The sequence below is a fragment of the Novosphingobium ovatum genome (genome assembly GCF_009909235.1).
Lineage (GTDB): Bacteria > Pseudomonadota > Alphaproteobacteria > Sphingomonadales > Sphingomonadaceae > Novosphingobium > Novosphingobium ovatum.
Window position 1 is genome coordinate 155,617 of the sequence record NZ_JAAAPO010000002.1, and the last position, 16,935, is coordinate 172,551.

Annotated in this window: 17 protein-coding genes and 2 tRNA genes; 12 read left to right on the forward strand and 7 right to left on the reverse strand. The window is 64.3% G+C overall.

Annotated features, from left to right (window positions below; all coding sequences use genetic code 11):
* Nucleotide 1: 1 nt before the first annotated feature.
* Nucleotides 2-856 carry a RadC family protein gene (gene radC / locus GTZ99_RS04925; protein ID WP_161717187.1) on the reverse strand — a complete coding sequence of 285 codons (855 nt, stop codon included), beginning with the start codon at nt 854-856 and terminating at the stop codon, nt 2-4.
* Nucleotides 857-990: 134 nt separating this feature from the next.
* Between radC and GTZ99_RS04930 the strand changes: the two genes are divergently transcribed.
* The 8 genes from GTZ99_RS04930 to GTZ99_RS04965 all read left to right on the forward strand — a co-directional run bounded on the left by GTZ99_RS04930 (nt 991) and on the right by GTZ99_RS04965 (nt 7,930).
* Nucleotides 991-4,218 carry a YdbH domain-containing protein gene (locus GTZ99_RS04930; protein ID WP_161717188.1) on the forward strand — a complete coding sequence of 1,076 codons (3,228 nt, stop codon included), beginning with the start codon at nt 991-993 and terminating at the stop codon, nt 4,216-4,218.
* Between the two features lie 47 nt (nt 4,219-4,265).
* Entirely contained in the window at nt 4,266-4,472 is a 207-nt protein-coding gene (locus tag GTZ99_RS04935; RefSeq protein ID WP_227711111.1) for a YnbE family lipoprotein, read from the forward strand.
* Nucleotides 4,472-4,867 (forward strand): YdbL family protein, encoded by a 396-nt coding sequence (locus tag GTZ99_RS04940; RefSeq protein WP_161717189.1) that lies wholly within the window; start codon nt 4,472-4,474, stop codon nt 4,865-4,867. Before GTZ99_RS04935 ends, GTZ99_RS04940 begins: the two co-directional genes overlap by 1 nt.
* 400 nt (nt 4,868-5,267) lie before the next feature.
* Nucleotides 5,268-5,588 carry an AtpZ/AtpI family protein gene (locus GTZ99_RS04945; RefSeq protein ID WP_161717190.1) on the forward strand — a complete coding sequence of 107 codons (321 nt, stop codon included), beginning with the start codon at nt 5,268-5,270 and terminating at the stop codon, nt 5,586-5,588.
* Between the two features lie 102 nt (nt 5,589-5,690).
* Nucleotides 5,691-6,449, forward strand: coding sequence for a F0F1 ATP synthase subunit A (locus tag GTZ99_RS04950; protein ID WP_161717646.1), 759 nt, complete (start codon nt 5,691-5,693; stop codon nt 6,447-6,449).
* Between the two features lie 43 nt (nt 6,450-6,492).
* The gene (locus GTZ99_RS04955) at nt 6,493-6,720 is read left to right on the forward strand and encodes a F0F1 ATP synthase subunit C (protein WP_161717191.1); all 228 of its coding nucleotides are present in this window, start codon (nt 6,493-6,495) and stop codon (nt 6,718-6,720) included.
* 168 nt (nt 6,721-6,888) lie between these two features.
* Nucleotides 6,889-7,380: a F0F1 ATP synthase subunit B family protein gene (locus GTZ99_RS04960; protein ID WP_161717647.1), complete on the forward strand. Its 492-nt coding sequence runs from the start codon at nt 6,889-6,891 to the stop codon at nt 7,378-7,380.
* Nucleotides 7,373-7,930 carry a F0F1 ATP synthase subunit B family protein gene (locus GTZ99_RS04965; protein ID WP_161717192.1) on the forward strand — a complete coding sequence of 186 codons (558 nt, stop codon included), beginning with the start codon at nt 7,373-7,375 and terminating at the stop codon, nt 7,928-7,930. The genes GTZ99_RS04960 and GTZ99_RS04965 overlap by 8 nt, the downstream gene beginning before the upstream one ends.
* 76 nt (nt 7,931-8,006) lie before the next feature.
* On the opposite strand, the gene gloB is transcribed toward GTZ99_RS04965, so the two are convergent.
* The 6 genes from gloB to aroA form a co-directional block, all read right to left on the reverse strand.
* Nucleotides 8,007-8,765, reverse strand: coding sequence for a hydroxyacylglutathione hydrolase (gene gloB, locus GTZ99_RS04970; RefSeq protein ID WP_161717193.1), 759 nt, complete (start codon nt 8,763-8,765; stop codon nt 8,007-8,009).
* A 392-nt stretch (nt 8,766-9,157) separates the two neighbouring features.
* Nucleotides 9,158-9,829, reverse strand: coding sequence for an EcsC family protein (locus tag GTZ99_RS04975; protein WP_161717194.1), 672 nt, complete (start codon nt 9,827-9,829; stop codon nt 9,158-9,160).
* 168 nt (nt 9,830-9,997) lie between these two features.
* Entirely contained in the window at nt 9,998-11,701 is a 1,704-nt protein-coding gene (gene rpsA, locus GTZ99_RS04980; RefSeq protein ID WP_161717195.1) for a 30S ribosomal protein S1, read from the reverse strand.
* Nucleotides 11,702-11,977: 276 nt separating this feature from the next.
* Nucleotides 11,978-12,598 (reverse strand): (d)CMP kinase, encoded by a 621-nt coding sequence (locus GTZ99_RS04985; RefSeq protein ID WP_161717196.1) that lies wholly within the window; start codon nt 12,596-12,598, stop codon nt 11,978-11,980.
* A complete protein-coding gene (locus tag GTZ99_RS04990) occupies nt 12,595-12,861 on the reverse strand; it encodes a CBU_0592 family membrane protein (protein WP_161717197.1) in 267 nt (88 codons plus the stop codon). The genes GTZ99_RS04985 and GTZ99_RS04990 overlap by 4 nt, the downstream gene beginning before the upstream one ends.
* The gene (gene aroA, locus GTZ99_RS04995; protein WP_320076635.1) at nt 12,858-14,198 is read right to left on the reverse strand and encodes a 3-phosphoshikimate 1-carboxyvinyltransferase; all 1,341 of its coding nucleotides are present in this window, start codon (nt 14,196-14,198) and stop codon (nt 12,858-12,860) included. Before aroA ends, GTZ99_RS04990 begins: the two co-directional genes overlap by 4 nt.
* Nucleotides 14,199-14,431: 233 nt before the next feature.
* On the opposite strand from aroA, the gene GTZ99_RS05000 reads away from it, so the two are divergent.
* From GTZ99_RS05000 to ffh, 4 genes are all read left to right on the forward strand, one after another.
* Nucleotides 14,432-14,749 carry an FYDLN acid domain-containing protein gene (locus GTZ99_RS05000; protein ID WP_161717199.1) on the forward strand — a complete coding sequence of 106 codons (318 nt, stop codon included), beginning with the start codon at nt 14,432-14,434 and terminating at the stop codon, nt 14,747-14,749.
* A 278-nt stretch (nt 14,750-15,027) separates the two neighbouring features.
* Nucleotides 15,028-15,103, forward strand: a tRNA-Ala gene (locus tag GTZ99_RS05005).
* Between the two features lie 23 nt (nt 15,104-15,126).
* Nucleotides 15,127-15,202, forward strand: a tRNA-Ala gene (locus tag GTZ99_RS05010).
* 206 nt (nt 15,203-15,408) lie between these two features.
* On the forward strand, nt 15,409-16,929 hold the full coding sequence (ffh, locus tag GTZ99_RS05015; protein WP_161717200.1) for a signal recognition particle protein: 1,521 nt from the start codon (nt 15,409-15,411) through the stop codon (nt 16,927-16,929).
* Nucleotides 16,930-16,935 lie beyond the last annotated feature (6 nt).

The window sequence follows — 16,935 nt, forward strand, 5'->3', positions numbered from 1 at the left end:
ATCAGACCAGCCCTCGCGATCGCAGCGATACATGGCCTTCCTTGCCGATGATCACATGATCATGGACCGCGATGTTCAACAGCCGCGCGGCTTCGGCGATTCGCACCGTCACTTGAATGTCGGCCTTGCTGGGTTCTGGCGAACCGGACGGGTGGTTGTGGACAATGATCAGCGAGGCCGCCCCCACATCCAGCGCCCGCCGCAACACTTCGCGCGGGTGGATCGCGGCTTCGTCCAGACTGCCATCGCAGACGTGTTCGTCGCGGATCAGGCGGAATTTTGTGTCCAGATACAGCACCCGCACCCGCTCGACCGTCAGATGCGCCATGTCGATCGTCAGATAGGCGATCAGGGCCGACCAACTGCTCAACACCGGGGCCTCGGTCGCCATGGTGCGGGCCAGACGGCGTGCCGTCACCGCCACGATGCGCAGCGCCGCCGCGCTGGTGTCGCCCATGCCGGGGTGCCCAGCCAGCGCGTCGACATCGGCGTTCAACGCCGCTGCCAATGATCCGTACCGCGCCAAAAGCGTGCGCGCGACCGGCTTTGTATCGCGGCGCGGAATGGCCAGCATCAGCAGATATTCCAGCAATTCGTGATCAGCCAGAGCGTCATCACCGCCATGCAACAGGCGCTGGCGCAACCGGGCGCGGTGGCCGGTGGGGTCATGTGCGGCCTGTGCCAGCGGCCGGTGCGCCGGCGCCGGGGTGGAGGGCGCGGCGGCGTTGCGCTTTGCGGGCCGGGAGGTGTGATGCGGGACGGTGGTGCGCGGTGGCTGAACCGGGGGCGCGTCGGAGTCGTCCAGCGCGTCAAAGGGGGTTGGCGGCACTTCCTGCAAAGACGATGCGTCTGGCATTGCGCCAGAAGGTGCCTTTGCCGTGCCAAACAGATCCCGTTCCCCCATGGCCGCCCCCATCGAATGGTCTTACGCTGACTGGCTCTATGCGAACAGCTTGCCGCCTTAGGGATTTTTGCGCAAGAGAGCGGGTGATGGCAGCCATGGACAACAGCACGGGGCCGACCCCGCCACAGGACGACAGCCCGTTGGCCGCCGCGCCGCAGCAAAGCCGCCCCTGGCGGTTGCGGCGGCGGTGGTGGGCGCTGGGCGTGGGGCTGGCGGCGCTGGGGCTGGGCTGGGCGGAACGGCTGACTATTGCCGATTCGCTGGTGGCCAATGGGCTGGCGCGGCTGCATTTGCCGGGGCGCTACCGGGTGGTGGAACTGGACGCGACGCGGGCGGTGCTGGCCGATGTGGTGCTGGGTGATCCGTCGCATCCCGATTTTATGTCCGAAATGGTGGAATTGCGCTGGGGCCTGTCGGGCGGCATGCCGCAATTGGCCAGTGTGCGGCTGGTGCGACCGCATCTGGTCGGGCGGATCGTCGATGGGCAATTCAGTCTGGGCAGTCTGGACCCTTTGTGGCGGACGCCCTCTGCCGCGCCGTTTCGGATGCCCGACATGGCGGTGGCGGTTGAACATGGAACTGCCGTGATTTCAGGGGATTACGGTCAGGTTGGCGTGGCTCTGGCGGGGGCTGGGGGCTTGCGCGGGGGCTTTGCCGGGGTGGTGGCGGTGGCCGCGCCCAAATTGCGCGCGGGCGACTGCACCGCGAGCGCCGGCCTGCGCGGATCGTTGACAATTTCACATGAAATTCCACGCTTTACGGGGCCTTTGCAGGTGGTGGACGGGCGCTGCGGCGGCTTGCGTCTGGGGCGTGCCGATCTGTCTTTGACGGCGGAACTGTCGGCCCCGCTGGACGCCGTCAAGGCGCGGGTGACCGGGCGGGCGGGGGCTGTTTCGGCAGGGGGTGGGTCGGCCCGGCAGGTGGGGGGCGATGTGCGCCTGTCGCTGGGCCAAGGGCGGCTGGACGCGGTGTGGAATGTTGTCGCTGACAACATTATGGTGGCAACTAAACCCGGTTATGGCGCAAACATCACCCGCCTGACCAGCACGGGCCGCGCGCGCGGTGCGTTGACTGCCGCCACATTGGAGGCCGAGGGCGATTGGCGCGCGCAGGGCGTGGCCGCTTTGCCGCAGACCTTGGCGGCGATGGCGCGCGCCGGGCAGGGCGGGGGCGGTGCGCTGACCGGCGTGATCACCCCGCTGACAACTGCTCTGCGGCGCGAGTTGTCGGGCGGCAGTGGCGAGGGGACCTTTACCCTGCGGCGGCGTGGCGAAGGCGTCAGCGTGATCGTGCCGCTTGCGCGTTGGAACGGGCGCAGCGGGCGGGCTTTGTTGCGGGCGGATCGGCTGTCCTATGTCCGTCGCGGCGCGGGCGCGGCGCGGATTGCGGGCACTTGGGCCAGTGCCGGGGCCGGTTTGCCGCAGATGCGGGGCATGTTCCAAAGCGCGCCTGCGGGCGGTGTTCGGGTCAGCGCCAGTGTGGCGCCCTATCGCGCCGGGGGCTGGCAACTGGGCGCGCCGGAATTGCGGCTGGATGTGGGCGTGGGCGGCGCGGTGGCGCTGTCGGGCCGGGCGGAGGTGTCGGGTGCGCTGGGCGATCTGCGCCTGACGGGCCTGAGCTTGCCGCTGAACGTCACCAGTCGGCGCGGGGGGTGGCAGGTCTTGCCCCAATGCGCCGACATCGGTTTTGACCGGATCGCGCGGGGCGACATGGCGCTGGACCATGGGCGGGTGCGATTGTGCCCCACAGGGCGCGCGGGCGGGGTGGCGATTGCGCCCGGAGACGCAGCGCAGGTCGGGCTGATGGTGCCCGCACTGACGCTGCGCGGCAGTGCCCAAGGCGCCCCGATTTCGCTGCGTTCCGGGCCGATCCGGCTGGAGGGGCCGGCCGATGGGTTGCGGTTGAACATGCGCGATCTGGCGCTGGCCTTGGGGGATCAGACGCGGTTGAGCATCGCCAGCCTGACCGGCGCCATGGCGCGTGGCGGGATGGTGCGCGCCGGTATTGGCGGCACGGTATCGGGCATCAGCGCCGATGTGGCAGGCCTGCCGGTGCAGCTGCGTCAGGGTGCGGCCGATTGGACGCTGGGCGGCGATGGCCCGGCGCTGACCCATCTGCGGGTGCTGCTGTCCGATCCACAGCCACTGGCCCGGTTTGAGCCGGTGGCGTTGCGCGATGGCGATATCCGCGTGGCGCAGGGCACGATCTTTGCCGAGGGGCGGTTGGTCGCCCCCGGGGCAGACCGCGAATTGGTACAGATTCGCGCGGTGCAGGACACCACCACCGGGCGCGGCAGCGCCGATCTGGCGGTCAATGCGCTGACCTTTGACGGGCGGATGCAGCCCGATACGCTCAGCGCTTTGGCCCGTGGCGTGGTGGCCAATGTGGCGGGCAGCGTGTCGGCCAAGGCGCGGATCGCGTGGGACGCGCGCGGCGTTACCCATTCCAGCGGCAGCGTGACCACTGACGGGCTGGACTTTGCCGCGCCCGTGGGGCCGGTGCGGGGCGTTGCCGGCACGGTGGCGTTCACCGATCTGCTGGGGCTGGTCACCGCGCCGCACCAGACCTTGCGCGTGGCCAGTATCAACCCCGGCATCGAGGTGACCAATGGCACCTTCCGCTTTGCCATGGAGCCGGGGCTGGTGCTCTCGGTCGAGGACGCGCGCTGGCCGTTTCTGGACGGCACGCTGGAGCTGTTGCCGACCCGGTTGCGGCTGGGCAATTCGGTCGAGCGGCGCTTTGCCCTGAAGGCGCAAGGCATTGATACCGCCAAGTTCCTGTTGCAGATGGAGGCGCAGAACATTGCCGCCACCGGCCATTTCGACGGGCTGTTGCCGTTGGTGTTTGACGCCAATGGTGGCCGGATCGAGGGTGGCGAATTGCGTTCGGCAGCGCCGGGCGGATCGGTCTCCTATCTGGGCGTGCTGACGTATAAAGACCTCTCGCCCATGGGGAATTACGCGTTCAAGGCGCTGCGCTCGCTGGCCTACCGCGAGATGGTGATCGGCATGGATGGCTCGATCGCGGGCGAGGTGGTGACCCGCGTGCGCCTGACCGGCGTGCGGCAGGGGCAGGGCACAACCCGCAATTTCATCACCCGCCAGTTGGCCGCGTTGCCGATCGAGTTCAACATCAATATCCGCGCGCCGTTCTATCAATTGTTCCGTTCGTTGCGGGCGACCTATGACACGGCCTTTGTTGTCGATCCGCGCGAACTGGGGCTGGTGGGGGCCGATGGCCGACCGATCGGCCAGCCCGCGCCCAAACCCGCAACCACTTCCATTCAGCCATCAGTCAGCGAGAAACGTCCATGAATGTCCCGGCATTGACCAAAGCCGCCCGGCTTGCGACAGTTTGCCCGATGAGGGAAGCAGGCAAGCGGGGGCGTCGTTGGGGCGCAATGATGGTGCTGATGGTGGGCGCCACGATGGCGGGAGGCTGCATTTCGGTGCAGGCGCCCGAAAAACCCATCGTGATCGAGCTGAACATCAACATCAAGCAGGAGGTGGCGTACAAATTGTCGAGCGACGCCACCAAGACGATCGAAACCAATCGGGACGTGTTCTGATGAGCAAGGTGAACGGGATCAGGATGGGTGTGATGGCGCTGGCGCTGGGCGCGGGCGTGATGGTGGCGGGGGCTGCGCAGGCGCAGGACCGCGACCCGGCCTATGCCGCCGCGCGCGCCGCCGGGCAGGTGGGCGAAAAGCCCGATGGCTATCTGGGCGTGGTGGGGGCGGCCCCGGCCGAGATCCAGCGCATGGTGGTGGACCTGAACATCCGGCGCAAGGCGATCTATGCCACCCGCGCGCAGGCCCAGAACAGCACCATCGACAAATATGCCGAGATCACCGGATGCAAGCTGATCGCCCAGACCGTGCCTGGCGAGAAATACATGGACCCGAGCGGGGCATGGCAGACTCGCGGTGGGGACGCGCCAGTGCGGCGGCCCGATTGCCCGTGATCGGGGCCTGGACGCATGTTGTCTGATGCGCGCGGCGCGAGGCGTTTGATGTATGGCGCGCGTTTCGCCTGATGAAACAGCGCGGTGCAATTGCTGATGCCTGCGCGCGGGCGGCGCATTCAATCGTGGATAACACCTGCACGCGGGCCCGGTAACGCGCATGTGATTCGCGCAAGGAAGGCCGTTCAGGGCCCAATTCCCCACCTTTCCCCCGCCAGACCCCGCATAGGAATGCAGTTTGGCCACGGGAAAATCCCGATTTTACGCATTCCTGTCCTTCTGGTTGACTTGGGTCCCCCCCCCGCTTAAGGGGTCCGCGCCCCTGGCGGGCGGCAAGACGTGCATGCGCACCCTTTGCACTGGGGCCGATATGGCGGCACAAGGGCACAAGGAGGCAAGCATGAGCGAGGAGCCAAACGCACGGGACCCTATCGGGGAGGTAGCGCGGATCGACGCACTGGACGAGCGGCTGAAGGCCGCCCGCGAGCGCGAAGAGGCACGCACCAAGCCGAGCGTGGGCGCAGAGGCCGATGCGAATTACCGCATGGGCAGCCGCGTCCTTGCCGAGCTGATCGGGGGGATCGGCGGTGGTGCGTTCATCGGCTGGGTCATTGACCATTTTGCCGGGACCACGCCCTGGGGACTGATGGTGGTGATGGCGCTGGGCATCATTGTCGCTTTCAGAAACATCATCCGGATTTCCAGCCATCCGCAAGGGTGACGGGTCCCGCAACGATGCGGGCGGTCATTCGGGCGGGCAGGTTCAACATACTAAAGGCAAGAGGGCTTAGACGTGGCAGCCGAACAGGGTTCCGTCGATCCGATGCACCAGTTCAAGATCGAGCCGCTTTTCGGCACCGATCACTTGAGCCTCTTCGGGCATAATATCGCCTTTACCAATTCCTCGCTGTGGATGCTGATCACCACTGTGGCGATCACCGTGTTCGTGGCCGGTGGCATGAAGCGCCAGCTGGTGCCGGGCCGTTGGCAGATGGCCGTGGAATCGATGACCGGGTTCATCGACAATCTGCTGGCCGCCAATGTTGGCCCCGCCGGCAAGAAGTATGTGCCTTACATCTTCTCGCTGTTCATGTTCATCCTGTTCGCCAACCTGCTGGGGCTGCTGCCCTTGGCGCTGGTGGGCGTGCATCCCTTTACCTTTACCAGCCACTTCTCGGTCACGGGCGTGCTGGCGATCCTGTCCTTCGCGATTGTGCTGATCGTCGGTTTTGCCCGCCATGGCCTGCATTTCTTCAGTCTGTTCGTGCCGCATGGCACGCCGGTGTGGCTGTTGTGGCTGATCCCCTTCATCGAACTGATCTCGTTCCTGGTTCGCCCGTTCAGCCTCGCGCTGCGACTGTTTGTGGCGATGATGGCCGGCCACGTGCTGCTTGAGGTGCTCTCGAGCTTCGTGATCACCTCGGCCAACTCGGGCGTGTTGTGGGGTTCGGTTGTGGGCATTCCCAGCTTCCTGCTGATGATTGCCATCTGCGCGCTGGAATTCCTGGTCGCCGGCATTCAGGCTTACGTTTTTGCGCTGTTGACGTCGCTGTACCTCAACGACGCCGAAAATCTGCACTAAGTTACATCGTTTCAACATAGAATTCGCAAAAGGAGTCATGGAAATGGACGCAACTGCCGCCAAGCTCATCGGTGCTGGTCTGGCCGCTATCGGTGCCGGCATGGCCGCCATCGGCGTGGGCAACGTCTTTGGTTCGTTCCTGGAAAGCGCGCTGCGCAACCCGGGCGCCGCTGACGGCCAGCAGGGCCGCCTGTTCATCGGCTTCGCCGCCGCCGAACTTCTGGGTCTGCTCTCGTTCGTCGTGGCGATGATCCTGATCTTCGTCGCCTGACGAAGTGTGGTGGATGGCCGGGGCGGGTTTTGGCCCGCCCGGCCGTTCGCTGTCTTGAATTGAACCGGCCTGTCTTTGCGTTGGGGAACCACGCGCGGAGGCACTGCCATCCAGCCGGGCGCCTGATTGGGCCTGCGCGGCGGGACGCAAACGAACCGGATACTTCCGATGCCTCAGATTTCGCAGTTATCCGAAACCTATGCCAGCCAGATCTTCTGGGCGCTGATCTTTTTTGGTTTCGTCTTCTTTGTCATCGGCCGCGGCATGGTGCCCAAGGTGATGGCGACGGTGGCAAGCCGCGACAAGCAGATCGCCGACGACCTGGCTGCCGCTGAGGCTGCTCGCCGGGCTGCGGATGAAGCGGATGCCAAGTGGAAGGGCGAAGCCGCCGACCAGCGCGCCAACGCGCAGGCCGTCATCGCCGCCGCCAAGGCCGATGCCGCCAAGGCTGCCGAAGCCCGTCTGGCTGCCGCTGGCGCCACCATCGACGCCCGTCTGGCCGAAGCCGACGCGCGCATTGCCACCGCTCGACAGGGCGCTCTGGCCGAAATCGAAACCGTGGCCAGCGAAGCGGCCGGCGATATCGTCGCCCGCCTGGCCGGGATTTCCGTTGATGCGGGCGCTGCCCGCGCGGCGGTGAAGGAGGTTCTCCATGGCTAACGCCACCAGCCTGATCCTGCTGGCCGCCGGTGCCGCCCACGAAGCGGGCGAAGCGGTCCACCACGCCGAACCGGCCGCCTTTGGCCTGACGCCCGGCATGTGGGTGGCGCTCTCGATGGCCACGCTGCTGGTCATCATGCTGATCCTCAAGGTGCCCGCCACCCTGGCCAAGGGTCTGGACAGCGGCATCGACGAGATCCGCAAGCAACTGGACGAAGCCAAGGCCCTGCGCGCCGAAGCCGAGGCGTTGAAGCAGCAGTATGCTGCGCGCATCGCCAACGCCGAAAAGGACGCGGTGGCTATGCTGGACCACGCCAAGACCGAAGCTCAGGCGATCATCGCCAAGGCTGAGGCCGACACCAGCGCGGTGATTGCGCGTCGTGAAAAGATGGCTGCCGACAAGATCGACGCAGCTGAACGCGCCGCCATTACCGAACTGCGCGTCAAGGCGGCCGATGCGGCTGCGGTCGCGGCCAAGGGTCTGATCGCCAGCCAGTACAGCGCTGCGGCCGATCAGACTCAGGTGGACGCGGCTATCGCCGGTCTGTGATCTGAGCCTTCGGTTCTGAAACAGAAAAAGCCCCGCCTCGGCGGGGCTTTTTTTATACGCGCGGGGCAGGGCGGGCTTAGAAGCTGTTCTTGGCCTCACGCAGGGCGGCAAAGGCGGTGACGGCGTCTGTCCCCCAACGGGCCTGAATGGCTGCCGTATCGGTCCGCAGGAAGGGGTTGGTGACCAGTTCGCGCGACAGCGGAAAGGGGACCGTGGGCGTTCCCGCCGCGCGTAGGGTGGTGATCTGCGCGGCGTAATCGGCCAGCGCCGCGTTGTCGGGATCGGCATGCAGCGCGAATCGCGCGTTGCTGGCGCTGTATTCATGCGCGCAATAGAGCATCGTGTCGGCCGGCAGCGCCCGCAGCCGCAGCAGTGAGGCCCAGAATTGCGGCGCGGTGCCTTCGAACATCCGCCCACAGCCCAGCGCGAACAGCGCGTCACCCACAAAGGCCACCGCCGCCTGTGGCAGGTGATAGGCGACATGGCCCAGCGTATGCCCGCCAACGTTCAGCACCTGCGCCGTATAGCCGCCCAGCGCCACCGTATCGCCCTGATCGACGGTGCGGTCCACGCCCTCGATCTTGTCCGCATCGCCAGCGGGAGCGGCGATGGCGCAGCCCGTTGCTGCCTTGATCGCCGCATTCCCGCCCGCGTGATCGGCGTGCCAATGGGTGTTCCAGATCTGCGTGATCGTCCACCCCATCGCCGCCGCTTGCCGCAGATATTCGTCGGCATCGGGGGTGTCGATGCAAGCCGTCTCGCCACTGTCGGGATCGTGGATCAGAAAGCCGTAATTGTCGGACAGGCAGGGGAATTGGTGGATGAGGAGGGGCATGTGTGAGGGCTGCCTTGCTTTGGCGTTTAGGTGGCTTTGTGTAGCCGTTTTGCCTCCGGCGGGCAAAGGGCTAGCCCTTTGCAATCCCGATAACCAATCAGCTTTCGGGATAAATTTGGGAAAGTGTTTTATTCATTGGGTTGCGATTCTGCGCTCAATGCAAGTTGATATAGTGCGAGCGCAGAGCCTGTTTTTTAGTCAACCAGTTCTAGCCATTAGAAAGAGCGTCACGAATGTGACGCCCCTTGGTTTTGTAGGTCAGTTAGGAAATCCTCCTGTAAGGAGGATTGCCAATTGGGTGAATGCGAGATTAATGTTTAGCTTTTTAATTATAACGCCGAGATCATAGAATATATTTACATTTGTAGCCAGGCGCATGGAAGATTGGCGGATCATCTATTTTTAATTTGCCATCGATCAAAGTAATCCGACTTGTAGTCATTCATCATTTTTTTAGACATTTGAGTTGAAAAATAATAATTCAAACTTGCGCCGATGACCCCGCCGATAATGGGGATGAGCTTTCCAGCCTGAATTTTAGTGATTTTCACGCCAATTATTTTGGCGATTTCCATAATCAAGCGGATCACGGGGGCGCTTGCTGGGCCCTTTTTGGCTAAATTTTCCGCAGCTACCTTTGCTACGGTCGCGCGGATTGCTGCTTGCGCGGTTTGCTCAATGCCAAGGGCAGTCATGAAGATCGCCTGTGACCGCTGATTGTGTAGGTCATTTTCTGGTTCGAAGCCATTCAGCAAGGCCAGTTTTTGATTCAGCCAATATAATTGGGCTGCCATATTCGCAATGTCGGCGCCAGCGAGGGTGATTGTTGTGGTAATGCCACCTACACCGCTGGTCAGTCCGCTTGCGGCGCAATATTTTGCACAGGTATCTGCGTATTTCTGGGATAAGCGTTCGATATATGTATAATTGTGTGCGTTATTTGCGAAGTCTGCGGGGCAGGTGATGTCCATGCCCATCAACTTGGCATCTCGAACGACTCCTTCCGGATCGACGTTGAGTACATAGTCCTTGATCTTTTCAAGGATAGACACATCTTCCGACATTCGCATCGCTCCTATATGGATCTGCGAAAAAGTTCGCTAATCAATATTTTCTTGAAGAGATGTTTATTGGCAGGTGATCTGCGCGTTGGTCAAGCAAACAAAAGCCCGCCCGGTGCGCACACCGAGCGGGCCTTTTCGTTCAGGCAAAGCCTTGAGGCGTGAAGAACCTTAGTTCTTGCTGGCCTTCAGGGCGGCGCCCAGGATGTCGCCCAGCGAGGCGCCGGCATCCGACGAACCGTACTGTTCGACGGCTTCCTTTTCCTCGTGCAGCTGACGCGCCTTGATCGAGAAGCTGGGCTTCTTCGAGCGGTCGAAACCGGTGACCATGGCGTCGATCTTCTGACCAACCTGGAAGCGGTCGGGGCGCTGCTCGTCGCGGTCGCGGCCCAGATCGCTGCGCTTGATGAAGCCGGTGGCGCCATCGTCGCCAGCCTGCACTTCCAGACCGCCGTCGCGCACTTCCAGAACCGTCACGGTGACGACTTCGTTGCGCTTGAGGTTCGAACCCGAAGCGGCCACGCCGCCAGCGGCAGGGGCGCCCTTTTCGAGCTGCTTCATGCCCAGGCTGATGCGCTCCTTCTCGACGTCAACGTCCAGAACGATCGCCTTGACCTGCTCACCCTTGCGGTGCAGCGCCAGCGCGTCTTCGCCCGAGATGCCCCAAGCGATGTCCGACATGTGAACCATGCCGTCGACTTCGCCATCCAGGCCGATGAACAGGCCGAATTCGGTGGCGTTCTTGACTTCGCCCTCGACGGTCGAACCAACCGGGTGCTTCTCGGCGAAGGCTTCCCAGGGGTTCTGCTGCGCCTGCTTCAGGCCCAGCGAGATGCGGCGCTTGTCGGAATCGACTTCCAGCACCAGCACGTCGACTTCCTGCGAGGTCGAAACGATCTTGCCGGGGTGGACGTTCTTCTTGGTCCACGACATTTCCGAAACGTGCACCAGACCTTCGATGCCCGGCTCCAGTTCGACGAAGGCACCATATTCGGTGATGTTCGTGACGGTGCCCGACAGCTTGGCGCCCACGGGGTACTTGGCGGCGACGCCATCCCACGGATCGCTTTCCAGCTGCTTCATGCCCAGCGAGATGCGCTGCGTCTCGTGGTTGATGCGCACGATCTGGACGCGCACGGTGTCGCCGATGGCGATCACTTCGCTCGGGTGGTTGACGCGCTTGTAGCTCATGTCGGTGACGTGCAGCAGGCCGTCGATGCCGCCCAGGTCAACGAACGCACCGTAATCGGTGATGTTCTTGACGACGCCGTCGATGATCTGGCCTTCGGTCAGGTTCTGGATCAGGCCCGAACGCTGTTCAGCGCGGGTTTCTTCCAGCACGGCGCGGCGCGACACGACGATGTTGCCACGGCGACGGTCCATCTTCAGGATCTGGAAGGGCTGCGGCACATCCATCAGCGGGGTGACGTCGCGCACGGGGCGGATGTCAACCTGCGAGCCGGGCAGGAACGCCACAGCGCCGTCGAGGTCGACGGTGAAGCCACCCTTGACGCGGCCAAAGATCACGCCTTCGACGCGCTTGCCTTCGCCAAATTCGTTTTCCAGCTTGTCCCAAGCGGCTTCGCGGCGAGCGCGGTCGCGCGACAGCATGGCTTCGCCGTCGGCGTTTTCAACGCGGTCGACGTAAACTTCGACTTCGTCACCAACCTTCAGACCGTGGGGCTGGCCAGCCATCGCGAATTCGCGCAGCGGCACGCGGCCTTCGCTCTTCAGGCCCACGTCGATGACGGCCTTGTCGTTTTCGATGGCGGTGACGGTGCCCTTGACCACGCGGCCTTCAAAGCCGCCGCCGGCGGCGCCGCCCAGCGATTCGTCAAGGAGAGCCGCGAAATCGTCGCGGGTCGGGGTGCTCATAAAAGAGTCCTTCAAATATAATTTTCCGGCCAGGCGGTTGTTTCCGCCGGTCTTTCCTCCGTTCCTGCACCATGCAGGCCCGGGCCAAAAAGGGCCGAACCGCCCGCGCCGCCGGATGCGAACGCAGGCATTCGCGCAAGGCAACCCCCACGCGAACCCGGCGCGCCTATGGCATACCTATCCAAAAAGCAAGGAAATTCGCCAGTTGGCGCTTACCCGCGCAGGGCCTCGACATTGGTGATGGTCAGGCCCGCAGGGCCTCGACAATGGCGTTGGTCAGGCCCGCAGGGCCTCGACAATGGCGATGGCGGCGGCGATGGCGGCGTTGCGGTCCAGATCAGAGGTGTCCAGCGTGACCGCGCCTTGCGCGGCGCGCAAGGGGGCTTGCGCGCGGTTGCGGTCACGCTCGTCACGGGCCGCCAGATCCGCCGCGATCCCCTCCAGCGAGGCCGCGCGGCCCTGAGCCAGCATTTCGGCATGCCGGCGCGCGGCGCGGGCGGCAACGCTGGCCACTACGAACAGCTTTACCGGCGTTTCAGGCGCAATCACCGTGCCGATGTCGCGGCCGTCCAGCACCGCGCCCCCGGCCTGCGTGGCAAAGGCCCGCTGCCGCTCGTACAGCGCCTGACGCACGCCCGCATGTACCGACACGCGACTGGCCAGCCCCCCAGTTGCCTCGGATCGCAGTTCGGGATCGTCCAGCAGGCTGTCGGCAAAGCCGCAGGCCGCCAGCGCGTCCATGGCGTCATCGGGATTACCCCCGTTCAGCGCCACCTGCCGCCCGACCGCGCGGTACAGCAAGCCGGTGTCCAGATGCGGCAGGCCGTAATGGGTGGCCAGTGCCTTGGCGATGGTGCCTTTGCCACTGGCGGTGGGGCCATCGACAGCGATGATCATTGCGCGTTCCTTTTGGCCAGCACGGCCTTGGTCAGGCCCCACAGGGCGATGGCGGCCCAGAATCCTTCCAGCACCAGACTGGCCCAATTGGTGTTGACCAGCAGCGATATGGTCAACAACCCCGCGCCCAGCAGGTTGACGCCATGCTGGACAAACGGGTTGGGCCGCGCGGCCCCCGTCATATAGGCATAGGCGCCGATGATGCAGCCCATGCCAACAAAGCCGCAGGCGTTGGCCAGCACCGGGTCGATCGCGGCAATCATGCCGTCAGGCTCTCCATCAGGGCGATGAAGTTGGGGAAGCTGGTGGCGATCGGGTTGATGTCGTCGATGGCCACGCCATTCATGCTGTTCAGCCCCGCGACGGCCATGCTCATGGCGATGCGGTGGTCCAGATGGGTGGCGACATGATGCGCGCCCGATGTGCCGGGCAGGGGGGCGCCATTGGTGCCGTCAATGATCATCCCGTCCTCGGTTTCCTGAACGGTCGCGCCGGCCAGTTCCAATGCCACGCGCATGACGGTGATGCGGTCGCTTTCCTTGACGCGCAGTTCCTCAAGGCCCGTGCAGACGGTGCGCCCATGGGCATAGGCGGCGGCCACGAACAGCACCGGGAATTCATCCACCATGCTGGGGACGATGGCCGGGTCGACATTGATGCCGCGCAGCGCGCTGTGCCGCACGCGCAGATCGGCCACGGGTTCGCCGCCGACTTCGCGCGGGTTTACCTCGGCGATGTCGCCGCCCATCTGGCGCAGAACATGGACGATGCCCGCGCGCGTGTCGTTCAGCCCGACATTCTGGATCAGCACATCGCTGCCCGGCACGATCAGCGCCGCCACAATAAAGAACGCCGCCGAGGACGGATCGCCCGGCACGACAATCGTCTGGCCGCGCAGCTCGGCCGGGCCGTGGACGCGAATCACCCGCGTGCCATCGCCCTCGACCTCTACGCTCAGATCCGCGCCAAAGCCGCGCAACATGCGTTCGGAATGGTCGCGGGTGGGGACAGGCTCGATCACGGTGGTGATGCCCGGCGTGTTGAGGCCCGCCAGCAATACCGCCGATTTGACCTGCGCGCTGGCCACCGGCAGGCGATAGGTGATCGGCACGGCGGGCTGTGTGCCCGTCATGGTCAGCGGCAGGCGGCCACCTTCGGCCGCGGCAAAAGTGGCGCCCATGGTCGAGAGCGGATCGATCACCCGCCCCATCGGCCGTTTGGACAGTGAGGCGTCACCGACAAAGGTGGCGGTGATGCCGTGGCTGGCGATCAGGCCCATCAACAGGCGGGTGGACGTGCCCGAATTGCCCATGTCCAGCGCGGTTTCCGGCGGCAAAAGGCCGCCCACGCCCACGCCTTGGATCACCCATTCGCCTTCGGGGGTTTTGGTGATCTGGGCGCCCATGGCGCGCATCGCGGCGGCGGTGGACATCACATCCTCGCCTTCCAGCAGGCCGGTCACCCGCGTTTCCCCCAGCGCCAGCGCCCCCAGCATGATCGAGCGGTGGCTGATCGATTTGTCGCCCGGCACGCGGATTGTCCCCGACAGCGGGCCGGTGGGCAGGAAACGGCGAGGGGTGGGGTTTGCGGAATGGCTCACGGTGACGACACGCTTTCTGTGGGCAATTGGGGCCTGAACGGGGCAAAAAGGGCTTGCACTGGGCGGGAACGACCGCCAGAAACGCGCGGCTTTTGACAGCGCCTGCCCGCTATGGCAAGGCGCGTCGGCGCGTTGCTGATGGGTCTGTGCCCTTCGGGTCATACGCATACGTAAGATTTTCGTATTGGAATGTCTGCCTGCCGGTGCGCTGGCGGGCCAAGATGAGGAACAGCATGGTCAAGCCAGAATGGGGCGCCAAGCACGGCTGCCCGAAATGCGGCACCCGCTTCTATGATCTGGGCAAGGGTGACCCGGTCACCTGCATCGAATGCGGCTATGCCTGGCATCCCGATCCGGTGCTCAAGTCGAAGCAGCCGATCCCGTTTGAGGAAATCCAGAAGAAGACCGACGACGAAGTGGCCGATGTCGATCTGGCCGATGAGGATCTGGACATCGATGATGACGGCGATTCGCCGGACAATGATGTCGATCTGGGTGGCGACGACGATCTGGGCGTTGCCGGCCATGACGAGGAACCGGACGAGGTCTGAGGTTCCCGCGCGCAGGCTCGCAAGGGCGCGTGTGACACGGAAATATGCCGCCTGCCCGGATGGGGGGGGCGGCATTTCCATAGGGGCGGCGGACGGGTTTGCGCTGTGCCGTCCTGACGAAACGGCGGTTTTTGCAAAAAAATTCGTCAAAAATTCCGGGCAGGTGAAAAAAGCTCTTGCCAATGTCCGCGCCCCGTCATAGTGGGGCGGCCCGGCCGGAAGGCAGGGCGGAAACATCAGCCACCCAGGGTGGTGTTTTCGGAATTTTGAATGGTTACGGGGCCTTAGCTCAGCTGGGAGAGCGCCTGCATGGCATGCAGGAGGTCAGCGGTTCGATCCCGCTAGGCTCCACCATTCGAAATGTCAGTTCCTTACGTGGGGCCTTAGCTCAGCTGGGAGAGCGCCTGCATGGCATGCAGGAGGTCAGCGGTTCGATCCCGCTAGGCTCCACCAAGGGAACCGACGATATATGGTTTCGCTTCCATCAGGGGCGACACGCTGGCCGACGAGTTTTCGTCCGCCGGCGTTTTTCGCTTGATGGTCGGTCGATCACGCTGGTCAGCGAGGTTTCGCTCACCGGCGTTTTTCGCGTGATGCGGGCCGGAAGGTTTTGGGGTTTTGGGCGGCGCTTTTCGCGCTCCGGCAAAAGGGTTTGATCGATGTTTGACAATCTGTCCGATCGCCTTGGCGGTGTGTTCGAGAAGCTGCGTGGGCGTGGCGCGCTGAAAGAGCAGGACGTCCGCGACGCGATGCGCGAAGTGCGAATCGCCCTGCTGGAAGCCGACGTTGCCCTGCCGGTCGTGCGCCGTTTTATCGATGACGTCACCGAAAAGGCCGTGGGCCAGTCGGTGCTGCGCTCGGTTACGCCGGGGCAGCAGGTGGTCAAGATCGTCAATGACGCGCTGGTCGAGATGCTGGGCGGCACGGATGTCCCCGGTCTGGACCTGAATGCGGCGCCCCCGGTGGTGATCATGATGGTCGGCCTGCAAGGTTCGGGCAAGACCACCAGCACGGCCAAGCTGGGCAAGCTGCTGAAGGAAAAGCAGGGCAAGAAGGTGTTGATGGCGTCGCTGGACGTCAACCGCCCGGCAGCTCAGGAGCAGTTGAAGGTATTGGGCGAGCAGGTGGGCGTGGCGACGCTGCCGATCGTCGCTGGCCAGATGCCGACCGATATTGCCGCCCGCGCGCTGGCTTCGGCCAAGTTGCAGGCGGTGGACGTGCTGCTGCTGGATACGGCGGGCCGTCTGCACGTCGACGCGCAGTTGATGGACGAGATGAAGGCGGTTGCCGCCACGACCTCGCCGCGCGAAACGCTGTTGGTGGTCGATTCGCTGACCGGTCAGGACGCGGTCAACGTCGCGCAAAGCTTTGCCGGTGAGGTGGACCTGACCGGCGTCATCCTGACCCGCATGGATGGCGACGCGCGTGGTGGTGCGGCGCTCTCGATGCGCCATGTCACGGGCAAGCCGATTAAATTTGCCGGTGTCGGCGAAAAGCTGGACGCGCTGGAGGTGTTCAACCCCGGCCGCGTGGCGGGCCGCATTCTGGGCATGGGCGACGTCGTCTCGCTGGTCGAGAAGGCTGCCGCTGCGGTCGAGGCGGAAGATGCCGAAAAGATGGCCGCCCGCATGGCCAAGGGTCAGTTCGACATGAACGACCTGCGCACCCAGCTGCGTCAGATGCAGAAGATGGGCGGGCTGGGCATGCTGGCGGGCATGCTGCCGGGCATGAAAAAGGCCAAGGCCGCCATGGACGCCAGCGGCATGAGCGATCGCACGCTGTTGCGCATGGACGCGATCATCGGTTCGATGACGCCCAAGGAGCGCGAAAAGCCCGACCTGTTGAACGCCAAGCGCAAGATCCGCATCGCCAAGGGCGCGGGCGTGCAGGTGCAGGACATCAACAAGCTCATCAAGATGCACCAGGAAATGGAGCGCGCGATGAAGCAAATCAAGAAGATGGGTGGCCTCAAGGGCCTTGCCGCGATGTTTGGCAAGGGCGGCTTGGGCGGCGCGCTGGGCGGCATGGGCATGGGGGGCGCTGGTGGCGCCGACATGCTGGGCGGTCCGGGCGCGGGCAATATTCCGGGCATGACCGGCGGCGCGGGTCTGGGCGGGCTGGGTGGCTTGCCGGGTCTGGGTGGCGGTGCGCCCGATCTGTCGAAACTGTTTAAGAAATAACGCTAT

Excerpts from the sequence above, each read along its gene's own strand:
- ffh (WP_161717200.1), top strand. The coding sequence starts at position 15,409 with ATGTTTGACAATCTGTCCGATCGCCTTGGCGGTGTGTTCGAGAAGCTG.
- GTZ99_RS04960 (WP_161717647.1), top strand. The coding sequence starts at position 6,889 with ATGCCTCAGATTTCGCAGTTATCCGAAACCTATGCCAGCCAGATCTTC.
- GTZ99_RS05000 (WP_161717199.1), top strand. The coding sequence starts at position 14,432 with ATGGTCAAGCCAGAATGGGGCGCCAAGCACGGCTGCCCGAAATGCGGC.
- GTZ99_RS04945 (WP_161717190.1), top strand. The coding sequence starts at position 5,268 with ATGAGCGAGGAGCCAAACGCACGGGACCCTATCGGGGAGGTAGCGCGG.
- radC (WP_161717187.1), bottom strand. The coding sequence starts at position 856 with ATGCCAGACGCATCGTCTTTGCAGGAAGTGCCGCCAACCCCCTTTGAC.
- GTZ99_RS04990 (WP_161717197.1), bottom strand. The coding sequence starts at position 12,861 with ATGATTGCCGCGATCGACCCGGTGCTGGCCAACGCCTGCGGCTTTGTT.
- GTZ99_RS04975 (WP_161717194.1), bottom strand. The coding sequence starts at position 9,829 with ATGTCGGAAGATGTGTCTATCCTTGAAAAGATCAAGGACTATGTACTC.
- gloB (WP_161717193.1), bottom strand. The coding sequence starts at position 8,765 with ATGCCCCTCCTCATCCACCAATTCCCCTGCCTGTCCGACAATTACGGC.
- GTZ99_RS04950 (WP_161717646.1), top strand. The coding sequence starts at position 5,691 with ATGCACCAGTTCAAGATCGAGCCGCTTTTCGGCACCGATCACTTGAGC.
- GTZ99_RS04965 (WP_161717192.1), top strand. The coding sequence starts at position 7,373 with ATGGCTAACGCCACCAGCCTGATCCTGCTGGCCGCCGGTGCCGCCCAC.
- GTZ99_RS04935 (WP_227711111.1), top strand. The coding sequence starts at position 4,266 with ATGAGGGAAGCAGGCAAGCGGGGGCGTCGTTGGGGCGCAATGATGGTG.
- GTZ99_RS04955 (WP_161717191.1), top strand. The coding sequence starts at position 6,493 with ATGGACGCAACTGCCGCCAAGCTCATCGGTGCTGGTCTGGCCGCTATC.
- GTZ99_RS04930 (WP_161717188.1), top strand. The coding sequence starts at position 991 with ATGGCAGCCATGGACAACAGCACGGGGCCGACCCCGCCACAGGACGAC.
- GTZ99_RS04940 (WP_161717189.1), top strand. The coding sequence starts at position 4,472 with ATGAGCAAGGTGAACGGGATCAGGATGGGTGTGATGGCGCTGGCGCTG.
- GTZ99_RS04985 (WP_161717196.1), bottom strand. The coding sequence starts at position 12,598 with ATGATCATCGCTGTCGATGGCCCCACCGCCAGTGGCAAAGGCACCATC.
- rpsA (WP_161717195.1), bottom strand. The coding sequence starts at position 11,701 with ATGAGCACCCCGACCCGCGACGATTTCGCGGCTCTCCTTGACGAATCG.